We start from the raw sequence: 19,619 nt of genomic DNA, 5'->3' as shown, positions 1-19,619 counted from the left end.
GTTGCACCTGTCTCTCCAGTTGCTCCCGTCGCACCAGTTGCCCCCGTGACCCCGTTTGCACCCGTCTCTCCTGTCACACCAGTTGCTCCCGTCCCCCCAGTTGCTCCTGTCACACCAGTCGCTCCCGTGACCCCGGTCACTCCCGTTTCTCCGGTTGCACCCGTAGACCCTGTCACCCCAGTCACTCCCGTTGCTCCGGTTGCTCCCGTCTCTCCAGTTGCTCCCGTTGCCCCGGTCACACCAGTCGCTCCCGTCTCTCCTGTCGCACCCGTGACCCCAGTTGCTCCCGTCACACCAGTCGCTCCCGTTACTCCGGTTGCTCCCGCCACACCGGTTGCTCCGGTTGCTCCTGTCGCACCTGTCGCACCTGTCGCCCCCGTTGCTTTAAGCAGCTGGACATCATCGATTAGAACACCAGCCGAACCGGCGGTAGTCGCTTTGTTCATTACGATTAGCGCTTGTGTCGCGCCTGCGGGTACCTCATTCGTGTTTTGGTAAAAGGTAATCCATTCATTATCGAGACCGTTTGGCAAACGATCCTCGAAGATCGGGTCCATGACTGTAAATCCAAGGAAATTTAATGCGGGGTCATAATAACTGATCGTCACCATCACCAGCGGATTCGGTTCCGCCCCCGCCTTTGCCAGCGATACGATAAGCTCGTAGCTTTCTCCCGCTTCAACCGGCACATCTTGCGCCAGGACCGCATTGACGGCCCCGCCTTCCAACACTGCGGCATAGAAACCACTATGCGTACTAATCGTGGTTATGGCGGCGTTTAAAGCAATCCACGGGTTCAAGGACCCTGTTTCGAAACCCCCATTAACCACAAGGTTTTTGATAGACATGCTCTCGGCTCACCTACAATCTGGGAAGAAGTCATACTGCAGACTAATAGAGGAAATCTATTACAAATTAATATATGGTATCGTGGCGGAGCCTGTACGGGCTTTAACAACCCAAAAAACAAGGGATGCGCCAGGACAATCGAGCCCCGATGATGAAAGTCCGGTGCGATCGCCACAGTCTCACCGTCGACCAGCAAAAAAGCAGTTTGGTATTTTCGAATTATCATGCAACCCGTAAAAATCCGTCATAAGTTCACAATATTGTTTTGGTAAAATAAGTCCACCTAAGAACTTAGAAAGGAGAGAGGGATTCTCGTGCTGCTGTGGATATTGAACGTATGGCTTGGCGGCATGCTCGCACTGCAAATCAAATTGGACAAGAGAGTACAGGAAGTCGGTTCCTTGAGGAAATGGCAAACCAGCATTTCGATCAGCTTGTTGATTCTAATGACCGGCTCTACCGTGATAGTCTTCGGTAGTCCATTCGCAGTAGAAGCAATATCAATGATTTGGACCGGCTTTACCTACACGGCCATGCTGACGATATACCCGATGCTGTTCAAACAATTCTCTGTCATAGCGAAAACGCGAAGCGGTTCTTTATTTGGAGTTAGCGTAACGATCCTGTCATTGGGGGGAATGTTTTACGACTCACAGGTAGGCTTAATCATGCCGCTTTCCGGCACGATTGTCATGATGATGCTTTATATGGGTTACTTGGGCTTGCACTAAAAATAACTCGGCAAAGGAGCAATTCACGTTGACAAATTCATCTCAAAAGCAAGATATAGCCCGACAATGGCCGCTTATTGCCGGTTTGGGCGCTTTGGCTCTCATCAGACCGATCATGAGCATGCTCGGTCTGTCGGAGCAAATTGGACAGCCGACCGCCAGCATTACAGCAACGATTATTATCTCGCTTGTCTGGATCGCGATCGTTGTCGTCTTGCGAGTGAAACAACCGGTGGTGACCTTATTATTGGCCGGGGTTGCCTATGGAGTCTTCGCAATCGTTCTTAGCGCAATTGCATCCCCGATCCTTAGCGGTCAACTGCAAGGTCCTTTGACGAATCCATTCGCGATTGTCAGCGTGCTCCTTACCAATGCCGTCTGGGGATTTCTCGCGGGAATAACGGCATCTGTTGTCATGCGTGTACGTCAGCGTTAAAATCGAGCTCAGACAAGCAAAAGACGACTCTTGCTCAACGATGCGAGCAGAGTCGTTTCTTGTTGAACGCTATGCGGAGCACGATCAATCCGGCAAGCTCCCTCGTTTCGTTCCGACGAAGCATCGGTATGCACGCTTCGCAACGAATAAGGAAAGCACGATCAGCGCCAAAGCCATCACGGGATGAAACGCCCCCGCCGCCTTTAGGTGAGCTGTCATATATTGAAAGAAAATCAGGAGGAATAAGGCAAAGCTTAACCACCCCGTTCCTTTGGGAAGACGCCCAATAAAAGCAAATATAAGCATGAAAAGCGGGACAAATTCAAAAAAATGCACAAAATTCACATGCTTGCTCCAGTGGCCCGGGTCGTTAAAGATGGCCATGCCGGCAAATAACGTCTGTACGACGATACAGACGACAAGCCCCCATGCCAACACCAGAAATACGAACCTCGATACACGGATGCGTTGACTCGTATGAACCTCAGTTTTCATAAGTTTCATCCTCCATGCTAATTCGTTATCCCTGCAGGGATTAAGCGCCATTACCGGGGCGGTAGTTTACTTTGAACGGCCAGCAGCGCTATTCCCGCGCATACGAACGGTAATATAAAGGGGAGAAACTTAACCCCGATTGCCCGGCCTGTCAGCAAAATACCGGCAATGCCAATGATTTCGGCCAGCACAAAGCCTCCGATCAACCCGCCGACCATGGCTAGCAATACGACCCTAATTTTTTTATTCATCATTTCCAATCTCCATTCTCTCCCGTTTGCAACCTGTCAGGAATCTTTGCTTCTGATGCAACGAGATTCATTGTAGCAGCACAACATTGTGAACTTGTGACGAACCATTGCGGGTTTCGTGAACTTTGTGTCGGCTTGGTTTCTTTCATTTTTGAGCGGCGAAATGTTGCGTTCTTGTTCTATTCCATTACGGAACCCGTGAAATTTCCCAAACGGAAATGGATAACGTATATAATAAATACGATTTGGAATTCGGGGAAGGAGGGGATCGAAATTGACGCGTACGCTGCTGCTCGTCGATGACGAACAGAAAGTAATCGATTTTATGGCGCCCTTTCTGCTGCAGGAAGGATTTCAAGTTTGGACGGCGACAACGGGCAAGGCGGCGCTCCAAATAGCCAAGGAGAAAAAGCCTTCTCTCGTTGTGCTTGATTGGATGATGCCGGAAATGAGCGGCATCGATTTATGCCGGGAGCTGCGAAAAATGAGCGGCACAGGCATCATAATGGTCACCGCCCGGATTGAGGAAAGCGATAAAATTATCGGGCTGGAGGTAGGGGCCGACGATTATTTGACGAAGCCCTTTTCGTTGCGGGAGCTTGTCGCTCGGATTCGTTCCGTCCTGCGGCGAATAGAAGGAAGTGAAAAGGCGGAACAGTCGATGGAACGCGGGGATCTGACCATTTCGGAATCGCAGTGCCGCGTGTGGAAACGGGGGGAAGAAGTGGCGCTGACGCCAACGGAGTTCAAATTGTTGCTTACTATGGCCGCCAGACCCGGCATCGTATACAGTCGGCTGCAATTGCTGCAGGCCGCTGCGGAAGAGGAAATATTGAACGACGAGCGGACGACCGACGCCCACATCAGCCGAATCCGCAAAAAAATCGAGGACGACCCCGCTCAGCCCGTATATATCAAAACCGTCTACGGCTTCGGCTACCGGTTCGGTGATCGGCCTTGAGCGTCAGCCGAAAAATTTTTATAGCGATGGCCTCCTTTATCGTGGTCATGAGCGTGGTATTCGTCCTGACGACCCATCTCGTTGTCCGGGAATCACTCGGGGCTATAGTAGAATCGACCAAAGGGGAACAAATGGATGCGTTATCCGCTCGTTTGGCCGGTTATTACAAAGAAAACGGGAGCTCCTGGGGAGGCGTGCGGCAGTTCGTTCTGCATCACGACCTTCTGAACGCCGATCCTAATGCCAGCATCGTATTAATGTCCAAGGACCGGGATCCGATGTACGCTGACGATAAGGCCGACTATGGATTGGTAAAAAATTTGGGATTCGAGCGGGAAATTCAGGTCGATCGCCAAACGATCGCTTACTTGTATTATTACGATCCGGAAGCGGCCAACTTGAAAAAATTGCAAATCGGAATATCCGTTTCGGTCATATTCCTGTTGACGGCAAGCGCCGTCCTATTCGTTTTAATTTCGCTTTTCATCGCTTATCTCATATCCAAGTGGCTTACGGCGCCCCTTCGGCTGCTCATTCCGGCCATCGACCGCCTGGGACAAGGCGAGCTCGGTATACAGACTCCCGTCGCGTCCGCGGATGAATACGGGAAATTTGCAATCGCCTTTAACGACATGTCCTCCAGATTGCGGCAAGGCGAGGATATCCGGCGCAATCTGGTCGCCGATGTCGCCCATGAATTGCGGACGCCGCTGACGATTGTGCGGGGCAAGCTGGATCTGCTCCAGCAGAGCGGACAATCCATCGAACCGGAAGGCTTGCTGCCGCTTCAGGATGAACTGATCCGGTTAACCCGTCTCGTCGACGACCTTCATCAGCTGTCGCTTGCGGAAGCAAAGAGGCTGCCGCTGGAACGCAGGCCGACTAATATGTTGGAGCTACTGCGGCGGATCATAGACCGGATCTCTCAGGACGCCGACGATAAACAAATCGATATATCGCTGGCAAGCGAACCGGAATCGCCTACGGTTTATGTGGATTCGAATCGAATGACGCAGGTGTTCCTTAACCTGCTCGTCAATGCCATCCGGTATACTCCCCCCGGAGGCAAAGTGAACATTGCGATAACGCGAGAAAAGGGGGGCAAAGAGGCGGATGTCTTGCTTCGGATTGCGATTGCCGACAATGGTCCGGGAATAAGCCCCGAGCATCTTCCCAACCTCTTCAACCGTTTCTACCGAACGGATGAGGCGCGGACGCGCAACAGCGGCGGCATGGGACTGGGACTGTCGATCGCCAAACAATTCGTTCTTGCCCACGAGGGTACGATTGACGTGCAAAGCATCGTTGGCGAGGGAACGACAGTTATTGTTACATTGCCTTCAACGTCGCAGACATAAAAACAAGGCAACCCTAGTGCCAAGGGTTGCCTTGTTTGCTTCTGTTCCATTTGCTTCTATTCCATTTGCTTCTGTTCCATTTACATGTGATCCGATGCTTCCGAGCCCAATTTCGACGCTGGAAACGACCGTCTACAACAAAATCTCCCGACCGCTCTCCGCCGCTCTCTCGATCGCGCCGGCGACTTCGATTCCATGAACCGCGTCGGCAAACGAAATATAATCGGGGGCTTCGCCGCGGATGAGGCAATCGCTAATATAAGCGAGCTGATCCTTCAGGCAGCCCCCCGCTTTGCCGGCAAGGGTGTAGTGGATATTCTGATCCGGCGAATGGCGGCCGGTCTCGTCATCCCATATTTGCGTGCCGGAATGGCTCGTCTCGAAATGGGCGATCCCCTGCTCTCCTATAATCTCCGCCGCATCGAACATGGCGATACCGGCCTCGTCGGGGTTCATCCAATTGCTGCCGATGACCGCAACGACGCCATTCTCGAACTCCAACGTCGACCAGAGCACATCCGGCGCCCTGCCTTTCATCGCATATCGTCCCATCGCCCTGACCTTCTTCACCCGGCTGCCGGCATACCAGATCGCCAGGTCCAGATCGTGAACGGTCAGCTCATAGACGGTATGCGTCCGTTGATAGGTGGCGAACAACGACTTCGCGCGCGATCGCTTCAGAAAAATACTGACCGGCTGGCCGAGTCTCCCGCCAGGCTTCAGCGCCTCGTAAATTTCCGCATATCGGGGGTCGAAGCGCAGCAGATGTCCCGGCAGCACATGCTTGCCGCATTGTTCGGCAACGGCCTGCATCTGGCGGATTTCCGCCAAGTCGGTCGATACCGGTTTCTCTACCAATACGTGCTTGCCGGCTCTCAGGGCGGCCAGAACGGGGGCCAGATGATTTTTCTCGAACGTGACGACGCTGACAAGATCGATATCGTCACGCTCCAGCAGCGCTTCATAGCTGGTGAAGGCTTGCGGCACCCGGTATTTCCCCGCCATGGCGTCCAGCCTGCTCTCATTGGCGTCGCAGATGGCCGTCACTTCAACGGCGGACAAAGCCCGGTAAGCCTGAAGGTGGCATTCTCCCCATGAGCCGAGACCGATTATGCCTGCTTTGAGTCGTTTCATCGCCGGGCTTCCTCTCTATACGGGATGCGGCAGTCTGTCAGTACCACATATTTTCCCCAAATTTGTCCTTTTCGGTTTTTCGCTCGTGCCGCTCGACAAAATGACAATACGATCGGTATATATGCTTGCGCATAATATGCTCCGCCTCATCGGGGTCGCGCTTCTTGAGAGCCGTGATCAGCTCCCCGTGCTCCTCCACTTCTTGCTCCTTCGAGGATCGGACGCCGAGCATCCGGTTCACCAAGGCTACCTGGAACGTAATCGATTGATACATCTTGTGCAGACGCGAATGATTCGACAGACGAATAATCGTCTCGTGTATTTGCAGCGAATCTTCCAGCAAATAAGGTACGGAATCGTCGTGAAGCTTGGCCTTCATCGATTCGTAGAACCGCTCCAGCTCGTCGATCTCCTCGTCCGTCGCATTGTGCACCGCCATGCGCATGGCCAATCCTTCGAGCATGCTGCGGATGGAATACACTTCGAATATATCCTTCATCTCCAGCGCGACGACGGACGGGCCTTTATTCGGCACGATTTTGATGATGCCTTCCCCTTGCAGCTGACGCAGCGCCTCGCGGATCGGCGATTGACTGAGCCCGAGCTGCCTGGCCAATTTCGTCTCGACGATGCGATCGCCCGGATTCAGCTCGCCCGCCAATATTTGCTTCTTGATCATCTTGATCAGTTCTTCGCTTACATTTTGCCGTTGAAACAGGTGGTTCGCTTTTTCGATCGTTTCTTCCATGAACACAACATCCTTTTTTTGTACGACAGCATAATTCGCGTACAGAAGCACATGTACCGCACGATCGGTGAAGGCTAGCCGCCTTTGCCGGCGCTTGCTGGACCGCGAATCCATCAAATAGCGGAACTGGAGTATGTTATTGTGCCAAGTACCCCTATGGAGAGCAAAATAACGGAAAACCGTTCCGCTATCCCGCTGTTCGCGATCATTTTCACCCCGAAAGTTCGAGATAACGGAAGCCAGTTCCTTTATCTTCAAGAGTGTGACGGAATCCGGAACAATAGCGGAATCCAGTTCCTCTATTTACGGCAATATGTTGAACCGCTTCATCAAGAGGCCTCCGGGTTGTACGCGGACTATGCTGTCGTATTTTTCTTCTTTTTATTATAAAATATTTTATATATAATATAAAGTCAATTATTTTTGCAGGAAACATCAAGGCAGGATGTTGCACGAATCCGATTATTCGGTTATACCGATGCGGCTGACGGATTACGGCGAGGGCGGTTGATCGTAAAGTCCGGAATCGCTACCGGCCTTCCTCCGCCCGCGGCGGACTCGACCGACAGCGGGAATATGCTGCTCCATACCGCCGAATCGTAGACGTCCAGCTCCGGCTGACGCCCCTCGCCGATTGCCGCGACGAACTCCTCCATGACGAAAAATTCTCCCGGCATGTCGGGGGACCGTCTCCATAGCGGATGCTCGAACTCCTCCGCATAGTCCCACAAGGAGCTCCATTCCAGCTTGGCATTGCGACCGGCCAACCAGACGAGCGGGTCCTCGTCCTTGTGACGGGCTGCCAAATAAGCGCCTTTCGTTCCCTGCAGCGCATAATGCGTATAGTTGTGAGGGCGGGGAGACGAGAAATCGTTGCGCATGTAAATAACCGCTCCCCCCTTCGTGCGAATCAAGGCGAGAGCCGAATCGCCCTGCTTCCAGTAGTCCGGCTGCGCTCCGGGATGATCCGCTCCGAAGCGCGTCCGGAAATGGTCGCACTGGGAGGCGGGATCGGATACGAACGTCGAGATGCAGTCGAACGAATCCCCGCCCTCCCGATTGATGCCGAGCCATTGGGCGATCGGCCCGAGCGAATGGGTAGGATAGTTGATTCCGTTATAGTCCCGCAGCAGCTCGCCGCGCCATTGCAAGGTTCCGTCCGGCTTATGAGTGGCGGACCGCACATCGTGGATATATCCGCACTCGGCATGGGTGAATTGTCCGAACGCTCCCTGCTCCGCCATATGCCGCACCAACAGATTGGAGCGATAGTAGCAATAATTTTCCGACATCATATATACTTTGCCGGTCTGCTCGACTGCCTCTACAAGCTCCCAGCAGCCTTCGAGCGTATGGGCGGCGGCAACCTCGCAGATGACGTGCTTGCCCGCCTTCAGAGCCTGCACCGCTTGCCGCTGGTGCATCAGCATCGGCGTCGCCAACACGACGGCATCGATCGACGGATCGTCCAGCAGCTGCTCGAAGCTCGTAAATGTGCGAATGTCCGGAAACTTATCCTTCCATCTGACGAATATCGCTTCGTTCAGATCGCATACCGCCGCAAGCTCCACCTTGTCCGGGAACAGCCGGGATACATTGCCGTAGCTGAATCCTCTATTCCCGCCTACAACCGCAATACGAATCATTCCGGAATGAGTCATAACTGGTCAGCGCCTCCAAATGAGTTATTCCGCAAACCGCGGAAGAGGGTTTTGCCGATGGCACTCTTCGATGACGGCGATCTGCTGCTTGATATGCTGCGGAGTTACGACGAGCGGAGCGCCGTTGACCAGCGTATCGTACAGCAGCTCGTAGAACACCCGCTGCAGCGGACGTTTCTTCTCCTCGTCGGATATTTCCCAGCTCTCTTCCTTCCAGACGAGCGTCTCCTTGCAATGGGCCGGCTCTCCGCTCGCATCCATCATCGGCTGGCGGGTCAGAACTTGCTCGGACGCCTGCTCGCGGTCGTAATATTTCCATTTCAGGCTTCTATAGTCGCCGCTTATTCCGCCGTATTCGGCATGTATATGATACGTATCCTGCGGATAGGCATCGCAGGAGGAGATTTCCAGATCGATCAGCGGATGGCCGTCCTTCTTCAGCAGGAGCTTGACGTAATCGTCGGCGTCGCCGAACGTATTGACCCGATCCAGCTTGCAGAAAATATCCGGCATCTCCTCCGAGTCGAACAGACGGAGCGCCTGGTCCAGCGGGTGGGGGCCGGTATTCAGCAGGCTTCCGCCATTGTTGGCTTGCAGCGTCTGCCAATCCCACCTGCGGGCGAAATTGTTGTAGGCGATGCGCGCATGGACGATTCGTCCCAGAACGCCGGAGTGCACGATGTCCATTATTTTTTGAAAGGCGGGAGCAAGACGGGATTGCTGAAACGTCGCGAGACATTTCCCCGCTTTCTCCGCTGCTGCTATCAATCGGTCCACCTCTTCGGCCTTCCGCGCCAGAGGCTTCTCGCACAATACATGGAGCCCCGTCTCCAGCGCTTCCAGCGACAGCGGCACATGCAGATGGCTCGGAGCCGCATTGACGATCAGATCGAGATCGCCTCGCTTCAGCATATCCCGGTAATCCGCATAGGCTTCGCATCCGAACTGACTGACGGCTCTTTCGCGATACGCCTCCTGCGGATCGGATACCGCCTTGATCTCATACTGTTCCTTCATCGCGGACAAGATCAACGCATGGTTGCGATAACCGCTTCGGCCTTGGCCGATAATGCCTACCCGTATCGGATTTCCCATAATCGCACTCTCTCCTTCTGTTTTGCCCGGTTCCCCGTCACACTGCCTCCGAGATCCGCGACCACGGTCCGAGGGCGGCAGCCCGGCTTACAGCGAGACGGTTTTCCCGTGCTCGCGGCTTTCATTCACGGCTTCGATAAAGCGGATGATTTCCAACGACTCTGCCGGATCGATCGGCGAAATTCCGGTTCTGAACATCTCAAGGATGGATTCCAGTAAAATGGCATTCATCGGGCGCCCCTTGCGCGGATCGATCGGCAGCGAGTTTTTCTCATGATGCACGACGGCTCCGAATCTCGTATTGCCTACCCGGTTACCGCGCAGCGCGGCCAGTCTTCCGTCCTTCCATTCCGCCACGATGATGTCGTGGTCTCCCCGGGTCGTTGCCGTGACGTGCGAGCAGCCCGCGCCGAATGCGCGGTACAGCATTTCTACGCAATGAATGCCGTACCAGAACAATCCCGGGGCCGTTTCTTCGAGATAGAACGGGCCGTAGCAATCGATGCCGGTAACCTTGCCCCGGTCCGTCAGCTCGAGCGCCTGCGTCAATTCCTCCGCATAACGCAGCATCGAGCAGGTCATAAGCGGGATGCCGTGCTCTTCGGCCAACCGCAGCATTTGTTCCGCATCGGCCGCGGTCGTGGCGAAAGGCTTATCGACGAATACGGGCAGCTTATACGGAAGCAGCTGACGAAATTGCTCCAGATGCACTCTGCCGTCTACCGACGTAAGGAGAATGCCGTCCGTCTGCTCCGCCAGCTCGGCGACCGAGTCTACGATCCGCACTCCGTACTGCTCCCGCAGCGAATCGGAAAATTTCCCGACGCGGGATATGCTCATCTCCATGTCCGGGGATCCGGCGGGGAAGGCCGCGGTCAGCCGCGCTCCGGGAATATGGTGCTGCCACTGATCGTCATTCAATAGTTTGGCGAAAGCATCGCAATGGGACGTATCCAACCCGATCATCCCGATTCTCAATTGCCGCGTTTCCATCATGTTCCGTTTCGCTCCTTATAGTGCCGCTTATGCGGTTATTCCGAATAGCACAGTGCAAACATCAGAAACGTATCCAATCTCGGGGCCGAGAACCGGACGTAACCGTCCCGCATCGTATAAGCCGTCTCCGTCTCGGCCGGAAGGAGAAGCAGTTTGTCGACCTTCCGGTCCCCGCTCCATCGGATCTCCAGCTCGATGTCGTGAATCGGAATGTTCGGCATGTCGCTCTGGAAATTGATCAGACTGACGATATACCGCTTCTGCCCGGGCTGGTGAAACATCGTGATCTCGACCGGCTTGGGCGCGTTGGTGGCGAACAGCGGCGGCCGTGACATCAGGCTACGGACGAGTTCGGCGAACACGTCGCGCTGCTGATTCTCCGTCATCCGTTCGAAATCCCCCGCGCTGTACATCGCTTTTCCTTGTTCGTACCGGTTCAGGACAAGCGCCGGAAGGTCCGTATGGATGCCTGGCGGGTTGCTCGTGCCTACCGCATAGCGGTTGTTGTCCGTCGGCACCGTGAAGGGCAGCGTCAGCTTCGCCCATACCTCCACGTCGGCAGTCGCCGCAAGCTGCACCTGGGGACCGGAGAAAAGCATCGGATAGTAGTCGGTGGAATCCGGGAAGCAGGCGGCCCCTTCCGCCGTCGGAGACATATACGTAATCTTCTCCACCGTCTCTCCCGTATAGGAAACGCCAAACAGATCGGCCAAGCCGAAATCCCCGCACACCTCGCCCTTCTCCGTCGTCCAGGACGTGTGCCTGCTTGCGTACACGCTGCCGCCCGACGCCACATACTGCCGGAGCGCTTCCTTCTCCGCTTCGTTCAGGGCAACGATCTCGGGCAGCACGATGACCTGGTAGTCGTACAGCTCCGCCAAATTTTTGCCGGTGACGACGCCGTACGGGATATGGCGGGTCATTAACGTTTTGGCCACGTTCATCAGGCGGAGCACGGGCACATTTTCCCTCGTTGCATTCAATACGTTTTTGCCGTTGTCTTCCCATTCGATCATCGATTCGAAATTGAAGTAAATGCCGACATCGGCGCAAAGCTTCGAATTCGGGTCCAGATAGGCCTCATACGGCTTCGTTTCCTGAAAGATGTCGCCCATCATCGCATAGACGTCGCGATTCAACGTGCCGACGGGGTCGATCGCATCGATGAACAGGAAGCTCGCCTGATTGGCCATCGCCGAGAACACCTGCGCCTCCAGCGTCTCCCGCGACTTCGTCGTCGTATGGTAGCGCAAATTGAGACAACGCGGCGTCATGAACTCGATCGGCTTGTTCTCGCTCAAAGCGTTCAAAAACTTGCAGACGTACGACTGCTTGACGGGATCGTCGAGAAAATCGCCGGCCAAATATTCGCTCTCGCGATAAAACGCGTAGGAGCCGCCTCCGCCCCAGCCGCGCAAGCCCGTCGTACACGTATGGACAAAAGATACATCGGGCTTGATCGCCTTGGCCGCACGGGTCATCTTGGCGGCGAATTCCGCCACCCATTCCTCCCGCTTGCGCTGGAACGCCACCCAGTCGGGATTGCCCCAGTCGATCGTCTCGGGAAGCGGCTTGCCCGTCGCCTGCTCGAATTTGTCCCGGCAATGGCGGCAATAGCAGACCGAGTTGTACCAGCCGATCATATCGATCCATATGCCTTGGAACTCGTAATTCGTACACAAATCTTCAATCTGTGCAACCACATACTCGTCATACGACGAATTCGGACACATGAGCCCGTAGCGGCTGCCCCGCTCCACCGACGTTTGCCCCTTGACCGTATGAAGCCTCCAGTCCGGATACGTGTCGTATGCCCAGCGGGAGTACATGTTGAAATAAACGACGGCATTCATATTCCGTTCGCGGCACAGCTCCAGCAGCTCCCCGATGATGTCGCGCCCCTTCAGCCCCCTGTGCATGTGTCCCGCCTTGGTAGGCCAGTGGCATATCCCCTCGCAGGATCCCGCATACAGAATCGCCGTATTGACATCGGACAGCTCCAGCATATCGACATACGTCTTCGGGTCGAATTCGGAAAGAAACTTGTCGTCCCAGTCGGCGATATGCATATCGATCAAATTGCGGCGGTAGCTTTGTTGATACCAGCGTTTGCCCGTCATTCTTACGAAAGCCTCCCTTTATATAGCGCGGCCGTAACGGCCGGCCGGCACCGGCTTATTCGCCGAGCTCCAGCCGTTCGCGCAGGTCGAGACAGTTCAGCACCTTTTCCCGTAAATCCTGAGCCGTATAATAGTAATGATTGCTCGCTTCGTAGCCGATACGCGAATCGCCCGCCGCCAGATCGTACAGCGATCGGGCAAGCCGGATTTCTTCATCTATTATGGCAAGCATGCTCCGCCGCTCCGTCTCCCGCATTTCGGAATCCCCGGTTTCCAGCCAAGCATCCCGGCTCATTACAAAGCGGATCTGCATGTAGGTGCTGCGGAAATGATAATAGGCACCCTCGGCGGCGTTCATCAGATCGCGGAATTCCTCTTTCCCTTCCGCCGCAATATGCGGTTCGGCCTCTTTCAATCGATTCAGCCCCGCTTGCCAGCCGGCAGCCAGCTTGCCGAATTGCTCGCGGAATGCATCGGCCGGATAGGAATGCCGCCAGCCCGGCAAATCGTCATACGGAAAGCCGATCATCGTGGACTCGTAGCCGGTCGGCTCCAAATACAGCCGGTTGGCCGGTCCGAAATTTTGCGGCGCCCGATACAGCACGCGCAGATGAAACGGAAATTCGCGGAATGCCTCGCTTAGCTTGGACGAAGCTTCGTCGATGATCGCCCCAGCATTTTTGCCGAATTTTCGCCCCAGCACGTCTTGCTTCACCGGGATGGCCGGCGACTCCGATTCCGTGTCCCAGTAATAGCCGGAAGCGATGTCCAGATTCAGCGTAGGATACCCCCCGAGCGTCCAGCTCAGCATGAGACCGGTTACGCCGGAATGCCGCAAATTGCGAATATGCTCCTCCACCAGATCGAATACGGGAAGGAACGGTACAGCCGAGCATTCCCAAGTATTGTTCATCTGTACCTTGGCCATGGCGGACATGCCGCGCTCCAGCGCGGCGTTCCAGCTGTTCAGCGAAAGCTCGCCCGGCCCGACGACCGACATCGAGTAGTCCGCTACCCGTGCCGGCACGCCCGCCACCTGAGTCGGAATGCCGGTTTCGCTTGTGCACATGAGCGACATCGTCTCCGGCATTTGACCGATAGCGAGAGCGGTATCCTCCTCCTTCCAGCCGAGTCCCGCCGACCATCCCCACGTCCACGCGATAATCCGCGCATCGGGCTTCGCGCTTCGCGCGCCTTCCGAGATGATCCGGTTCACTTCGGCCGCCACCTCGTAAGGGCGTCTGCCGCTGCAGCGAGGGCAGTCCGTCACGCCCCCGGCCGCCCTCGAATAACAGTTGGTCACATTCTCCGACATCGTGATCGTGAACAACCCCGTCAGCCCGGGCGCTTCGCGGAACAGCCGAGCCGTGCTCTCTCTCAAAAACTGCTGCACCTCCGGATGCGAGGTGCACAACGCCGGATATAGCACGTTCAGCGAATGCCCTTTCCACTCCGGTCTCGTCTCGTAGAAGGAAGGAGGCATGGCGCGCGGCTCATTGAAGTACAAAAACACCCCGATGCCGTAATCGGCCGCACGCTCGATCAGACGGTTCAATCCGGCAATACGCCGTTCCCAGCCGACGGACAGCTCGGGCGCTTCCTTCCAGGGCACCATATGGAACAGCACGCAGTGCAGCCATATGCCGTTTACCCCTCGCTCCGACAAGCTCTCCAGCATTCCGTCCGGGTACGGGTCCAGTTTTTCGTCCATCAATGGATCTCCGTATACGGCAAAATACGAATAAATATAGCGCAAATCAAACTTCGTGCGACGGATCGTTTTGCCGATAGGCAACAAAGGCCCCTTTTGCCTGTCCATCTCCTGTGTCAGCCATTGAAGACCGCGCAGCAGCCCCGGCTCGTCGACGGCCCGGATGCCGATTCGTCCCGGCGTCACTTCCAGCTCGTGACTCTCGGCAAGCAAGGATGCGTCCGGGCTGATTCGCAAAGTCAGCGTAAACTCCCTTTGCGACGGAGACGACTGCCGTTCGCCGGCAATACCGATGCGGACTCCCCACTGCCGCTCCAGCCTGTCAGCGAACCGCCGTACGAATGCTTGGACCGGCTTGCTGCCGTCCGGATAGACTAGCGTCCAGACCGGGCTCAACTCGACGAAACCGACCCCGTTCTCCTTACCCGAGCTTGCAGAGCGCTCGGCCGCAGACTTGCGATTTTCCGAGAACGGCGCCGCGCCTTGCCGGCCGTCGGGTTCAGGCCGCGGGTCGAAGCGCCGCAGAAAATCGAACGGCTTCTCCGCGGCCGGACTTCCTTCCCGCTCCGTATGTACTGCCGTATCGAAGCATGCCGCGAACCGTTCCTTGATCCGTGCGGTCCGGGCCATCTCGTCCGAAGTCAGCGCCCGATAGCGGAGGACCGGGGTATCGGGCTTCAGCCTGCCCACCTTGCTCCATAGAAAATCGTCCTCCTTGAGCGTAAAGGCGAGCTTCCCGGCATCCCATTGCAGCAAATCCATCAATTGCTCGTAAGGCAGCAGATGCCAGTTGGCCCGAATGATCGTAATATAGCCTCGCTGCAGCCATAGCGGGTCGACCTCGGGAGGGACGGGCAGTCCCATCCCCCGCGCTAGCTCCAGTACGTCGGCCGGCTCCGCGCGCAGTACGCCGGCCAGCCGCTCCACGGGCACAATTCCCCAGTTTCTCCAGATAAAAGCTTGCATTCTCGTCGGAAAATGCGGAAATTCCAGTGCCGTCATTCCTTTGCTTTCCTCAAACTGCTCAGGCATCCGCTTCTCGCTGACGCTGCTCATCCGATCCTCTCCTCATCCCGGATTACGGGTACGACCTTCCCGCTATTTAAGCAGGAGCTGAATATCCGTATTCACTTTTTCTTCCGCTTCCCTCAATGCCGTATTGATGTCTTTCTGATCATAGATGACCGAATTGAACGTATTGTTGATCAAAGTGGCGGGGTTCGTCGCGAAAGGAAACTTGAACGGCTGTACGATAGCCAGCTTCGGCTTCGTCAAGGCAACGACATTTTTGTTTTGCAGCCCGGTATTGGATTGTCCGAATTGGTCATGAATCTTCTGGTCTTTAAGCACGGACATTTTCCCGGTTCTCGATAGCGTCGTCTGCACTTCCTCGGACAAGATGACCTCCACGACCCGGAAGGCGGCATCCTTTACTTTGCTCTGCGCCGTAACGACCAGATTGATGGAATCGACGCGCTGACCTACCCCGGGAGCGGCGGGATTGATCGGGTATGTAGCGATATCCCAATTCAAATCCTTCACTTTGACCGTCGCATCCAGGATGGAGCTGTACCCCATCGTCATCGCGATTTGGCCGTCCTGGAAGCCTTTGACCGCCGCCAGCGTTTTCGGCACGACGTTGCCTCCGGCCTGGTACAAGCGCTGCCACATCTGGAACAGGTCCTTCCAACCTTGCGATTGAAACATCGATTTGTTGCTCGCCGTGTCGATGAACGGCAATCCCAGCTGATACGCCCCCCAGAAGACGCTGTTGGGGTGCAGGCCGTAATAGGACACCCCGTTCTCGGTTCTGGTCAGCTTGGCCGCCAGCTCCCTTATTTCCTCCCAGGTCATGCCGTCCTTCGGATAAGAGACGCCGAAACGATCAAACAAATCTTTGTTGTAAAACAAGCCGAAAGCGTTGTTGTAGATCGGCAGTCCCACCAAATAATCGGCGAAGCTCCCGACCTTGATCGATTCGAGAAGCTCGGGCTTGATCCGATTCAGATCCAGCTTATGCTTGACCGCCAGTTCTTCTACATTGTAGTAAAGCCCCAGCGCCTGAAAGGGCAAAATATTGAGCGGGGCCGCCAGGATGAGATCGGGAATAATGCCCGCGGCCACAAGCTCCGGGACCGCTTGGCCCTTCTCCGCCGTATTGATCCGCTCGAGCGTGATATGAGGGTATTTCTTTTGTAAAGCGCTTACGAACAATGCAAACTCTTCTTCGGACAGTTGGCCCGCCAGCTTCACGACCGCGGGATCATTGTTGATAACCGGCGTCGGCACCGCCTCCGACTTCTCCTCCTTGCCGCCGCAGGCTGCCGTAACAGCCCCCAAACATACCAGCATTGCGCCGACGATCATCTTGTTCTTGAACAAATTGGACCCCACCCGTCCTAAAAATTTCCTTTCCATTGCAACTCCTGCCCGCAAAGCTCCGGTCCGCTATAACCAATCGTCCGCCGAACCGACCGACCGCCTAACCATCTTCGACTGGTATCCTCCTTCCCCTTTTACCGTCTCCTCCGATCCGACCGAAGCCCGTTCTCTATCCCAATCCTGCAAGGATCGATGGCTTTTTGGCCGAATGACACCCTTCACCGAAACAACGTCTACTTGCAAATTATTCCCTTCATACAATCTAATATAGATTATATATAATTTATAATACATAATAACTAATGGGTGGTCAATCATTTTCTGAAGCCGGACAAAGCCGCGACAATCATCGGCCTTTCCCGATAAGAAAAGCTTCTGATCGAAGCCTTTCGATGAAGTGATCCGTGTTTTAGCGGTAGCTTATTCTTGGTAAAGAATGCCTCATTTCGCTTTAGTACTTTGGCGAAGTGAAACATTCTTTATCGATAAACAAAAGAGGCGAACCCGAACGCTTCGCCTCTCCGCCGATAGCTATTTACCAGTTATCCCCGGTCCTCCTGAGCTTGACATTATCGAAATGCGCCTCCGCACCGGCGATCGTCTCTATCCCGTGACCGATGTATACTCTGACTTCATCGGTTGCATTGGCCGGCGCGTTAAAGGAAAAGCTCATAGCGTCCCAAGCCGTATTGTAGAACGTATGGGAAGCGATTTCGACACCGGCCGTCTCGTTGTACACCGTAACCTTGCCCCCGGCGCCGGAGCTATCGGCCTTGCCGTCGAAAGTCAACGTATAATTGGCGTTCGCGGTGTAATCGGTCCAATTCTGATACAACCTCTGATGCGTGGTCCCTCCGGCTACGAGTGTCGCACCGTAAGAGCCCGACTTGTTATTGGCGCTGTCCCGGAACGCTTGCACGTCGGTGGCATCGGAGCGGTGCCAACGGGCCGGCAAAGTGCCGTCCCCCGCGGACTGGAGCTCGAAGCCCCGGTTAACGAGCTTTTCCGGGTCCCATTTTAAAATTTCCGTCAACGATAGCGCCTGTCCGACCGATGAAATACGCGTCAAATTCCGATATTGCTCGGCGGCAATTTTCCACGGTAGGGGATCGAATTGGGATAAATTCGTCCATGCGTTCAAGGACAGCGTCTTGGTCGTATTGGCATTGTTCGATCCGTCCACCACGATCCCGACCTTGGGGTCCGTCAAGGACTGATTCCACATGTTATCCACCAGCGTATTGGTAAAACGGGTCATGTCGGTACCGTCGAATATTCGCCCGCCATTGAATAGCTGCAGTACGGAATATACATCTAGATTGCCGTGACCGACATCTTCGGTCTGTCCCCCGACGACGTACTTCCATTTGTATCCGGTCCCTTGAAGCTGAAGATTATTTTTGAAAAAGGTGTTAATTTTGTCCACTTTGTCTTTGTAAGCCGTGTTTCCGGTAACATCGTAAAGATCGTTCAGCATAAGGCTGAACATGAAGAAGTGATTGTACGGCAGTATGCCCTCCGGATTTTTCCAAGTACTCTCGTTGGAGAACGTTACCAAATTGTTCGGCTTGATATAATAGCCTGTCGTCGGCGTCGGTTCTACCCAAGTGTTGCCGATATAACTGCTATATTGCCAGCGGGGAACGATATTGTTCTCCAAGAAATTCAAATAGGAAGTCGCCTTGGCCAAGTATGCTCCGTGAAGCTGATCGTTCCCGTATACGAATTTAATAAACTTGGAGAAGGACAATCCCAGGTTCCCGTCCAGTCCGATATAAGGAAACCGTCCGCTTACTTTGACATTGTCGAAATAAGCTTTCCCGTTGGTCGCGCCGTAGTCTTGATGGGTCAAATAAATTTGTAAATCATGACCCGCAGGCGGCGTAATAAAATCAAATTCATACGTTTTCCATTGCGTATTGTCTACGTTCACCTGCGCCAGGACGGTCGAGGTCGTATTGTCGTAAACGTACGCTTTGCCTTTGGCGGCCGAGCCGTCGGTCTTGGCGTTCACCCGCAGCGTATAGACGACCTCCGGATCGTAAGAAGCCAACGACTGCGTCAGGCTTTGGTAAGTAGCTCCGTTCGCCGTCAGCACGACACCCCATGCGCCGCTGTTATAGTCGCCGGTCGCATTGCTGCGATAGGCGGCCCCGGAAACGGTGGACGGCGTTCGGGACCAATTCTGCGGAAGAGAGCCGTCGCTCGGACTAGCCGTTTCGAAGTCCCCATTGACAAGCTTGGCCGGACTCGCTTCGTAGTTCTCCCATCCGAGATAGCCGTCCCCGTCCAGGTCGGTCGCATTGCCTATGATCGTATCGACGTGCAGAACGAATTTATCGAGCCATTGCGTCTCCTCGCTTGCTTCGTAAACATTCAAATACGTTTGCAGCAAATAAGCTTCCGACCAGCCCAGTGCATTGGCATTCGTTAAATTGTACCACCGGTTTCCGTTTAACGACTCGAAATAAACATACTTGTCGTACCATAGATTTCCCGAAGCTTGCGCGGGAACCGACCAAATCAGCAGAAACCCCCAGATCATGGCCAACCCGCCCGCAGTCGCTCGCAACCAACTTCTCTTCTTGCGCATTCGATCTCCTCCAATACGGTTCAATTTTGGACGACAGGCGCCGCATAAGCAATGTAAGCGCTTGTCATCGCAACCAGTGTATGGGAGGCGATTTGCTC

Annotated in this window: 16 protein-coding genes; 4 read left to right on the top strand and 12 right to left on the bottom strand. The window is 54.8% G+C overall.

Features of this window, described 5'->3' with window-relative positions:
* Positions 1 to 848, bottom strand: an 848-nt coding sequence (locus FE784_RS12750) for an NTTRR-F1 domain (protein ID WP_139602576.1), incomplete at its 3' end; no start/stop codon positions are given.
* Between the two features lie 315 nt (positions 849 to 1,163).
* Here FE784_RS12750 and FE784_RS12745 point away from each other — a divergent pair.
* A complete protein-coding gene (locus FE784_RS12745; protein ID WP_139602575.1) occupies positions 1,164 to 1,580 on the top strand; it encodes a hypothetical protein in 417 nt (138 codons plus the stop codon).
* Between the two features lie 28 nt (positions 1,581 to 1,608).
* Positions 1,609 to 2,016 carry a hypothetical protein gene (locus FE784_RS12740; RefSeq protein ID WP_246132008.1) on the top strand — a complete coding sequence of 136 codons (408 nt, stop codon included), beginning with the start codon at positions 1,609 to 1,611 and terminating at the stop codon, positions 2,014 to 2,016.
* A gap of 84 nt (positions 2,017 to 2,100) precedes the next feature.
* On the opposite strand, the gene FE784_RS12735 is transcribed toward FE784_RS12740, so the two are convergent.
* On the bottom strand, positions 2,101 to 2,511 hold the full coding sequence (locus tag FE784_RS12735) for a DUF6220 domain-containing protein (RefSeq protein ID WP_139602574.1): 411 nt from the start codon (positions 2,509 to 2,511) through the stop codon (positions 2,101 to 2,103).
* Between the two features lie 50 nt (positions 2,512 to 2,561).
* The gene (locus FE784_RS12730; RefSeq protein ID WP_139602584.1) at positions 2,562 to 2,762 is read right to left on the bottom strand and encodes a DUF5957 family protein; all 201 of its coding nucleotides are present in this window, start codon (positions 2,760 to 2,762) and stop codon (positions 2,562 to 2,564) included.
* 274 nt (positions 2,763 to 3,036) lie between these two features.
* Between FE784_RS12730 and FE784_RS12725 the strand changes: the two genes are divergently transcribed.
* Both FE784_RS12725 and FE784_RS12720 read left to right on the top strand, forming a co-directional pair.
* The gene (locus tag FE784_RS12725) at positions 3,037 to 3,723 is read left to right on the top strand and encodes a response regulator (RefSeq protein WP_139602573.1); all 687 of its coding nucleotides are present in this window, start codon (positions 3,037 to 3,039) and stop codon (positions 3,721 to 3,723) included.
* Entirely contained in the window at positions 3,720 to 5,081 is a 1,362-nt protein-coding gene (locus FE784_RS12720) for a sensor histidine kinase (RefSeq protein WP_139602572.1), read from the top strand. The genes FE784_RS12725 and FE784_RS12720 overlap by 4 nt, the downstream gene beginning before the upstream one ends.
* Positions 5,082 to 5,213: 132 nt before the next feature.
* Here the strand turns inward: FE784_RS12720 and FE784_RS12715 are convergent, their stop codons facing one another.
* From FE784_RS12715 to FE784_RS12675, 9 genes are all read right to left on the bottom strand, one after another.
* Entirely contained in the window at positions 5,214 to 6,215 is a 1,002-nt protein-coding gene (locus FE784_RS12715; protein ID WP_139602571.1) for a Gfo/Idh/MocA family protein, read from the bottom strand.
* 37 nt (positions 6,216 to 6,252) lie between these two features.
* Positions 6,253 to 6,963, bottom strand: coding sequence for a GntR family transcriptional regulator (locus FE784_RS12710; RefSeq protein ID WP_176706165.1), 711 nt, complete (start codon positions 6,961 to 6,963; stop codon positions 6,253 to 6,255).
* 470 nt (positions 6,964 to 7,433) lie between these two features.
* Entirely contained in the window at positions 7,434 to 8,624 is a 1,191-nt protein-coding gene (locus FE784_RS12705; RefSeq protein ID WP_139602569.1) for a Gfo/Idh/MocA family protein, read from the bottom strand.
* A 24-nt stretch (positions 8,625 to 8,648) separates the two neighbouring features.
* Positions 8,649 to 9,719: a Gfo/Idh/MocA family protein gene (locus FE784_RS12700; RefSeq protein WP_139602568.1), complete on the bottom strand. Its 1,071-nt coding sequence runs from the start codon at positions 9,717 to 9,719 to the stop codon at positions 8,649 to 8,651.
* Between the two features lie 87 nt (positions 9,720 to 9,806).
* Positions 9,807 to 10,715, bottom strand: a complete 909-nt coding sequence (locus FE784_RS12695; RefSeq protein WP_342779099.1) for a Gfo/Idh/MocA family protein — start codon at positions 10,713 to 10,715, stop codon at positions 9,807 to 9,809.
* A gap of 35 nt (positions 10,716 to 10,750) precedes the next feature.
* Positions 10,751 to 12,835 carry an alpha-amylase family protein gene (locus FE784_RS12690; protein ID WP_139602567.1) on the bottom strand — a complete coding sequence of 695 codons (2,085 nt, stop codon included), beginning with the start codon at positions 12,833 to 12,835 and terminating at the stop codon, positions 10,751 to 10,753.
* Between the two features lie 55 nt (positions 12,836 to 12,890).
* Complete coding sequence (locus FE784_RS12685) at positions 12,891 to 15,602, bottom strand: hypothetical protein (protein ID WP_139602566.1); 2,712 nt, start codon at positions 15,600 to 15,602, stop codon at positions 12,891 to 12,893.
* A 42-nt stretch (positions 15,603 to 15,644) separates the two neighbouring features.
* The gene (locus FE784_RS12680; RefSeq protein WP_176706164.1) at positions 15,645 to 16,928 is read right to left on the bottom strand and encodes an ABC transporter substrate-binding protein; all 1,284 of its coding nucleotides are present in this window, start codon (positions 16,926 to 16,928) and stop codon (positions 15,645 to 15,647) included.
* A 535-nt stretch (positions 16,929 to 17,463) separates the two neighbouring features.
* Positions 17,464 to 19,521, bottom strand: coding sequence for a hypothetical protein (locus FE784_RS12675; RefSeq protein WP_139602564.1), 2,058 nt, complete (start codon positions 19,519 to 19,521; stop codon positions 17,464 to 17,466).
* Positions 19,522 to 19,619 lie beyond the last annotated feature (98 nt).

This window comes from Paenibacillus hemerocallicola, assembly GCF_006265175.1.
Lineage (GTDB): Bacteria > Bacillota > Bacilli > Paenibacillales > NBRC-103111 > Paenibacillus_AB > Paenibacillus_AB hemerocallicola.
Note: the sequence above shows the minus strand (reverse complement) of the source record. Positions and strands in the feature narration are given on the sequence as shown.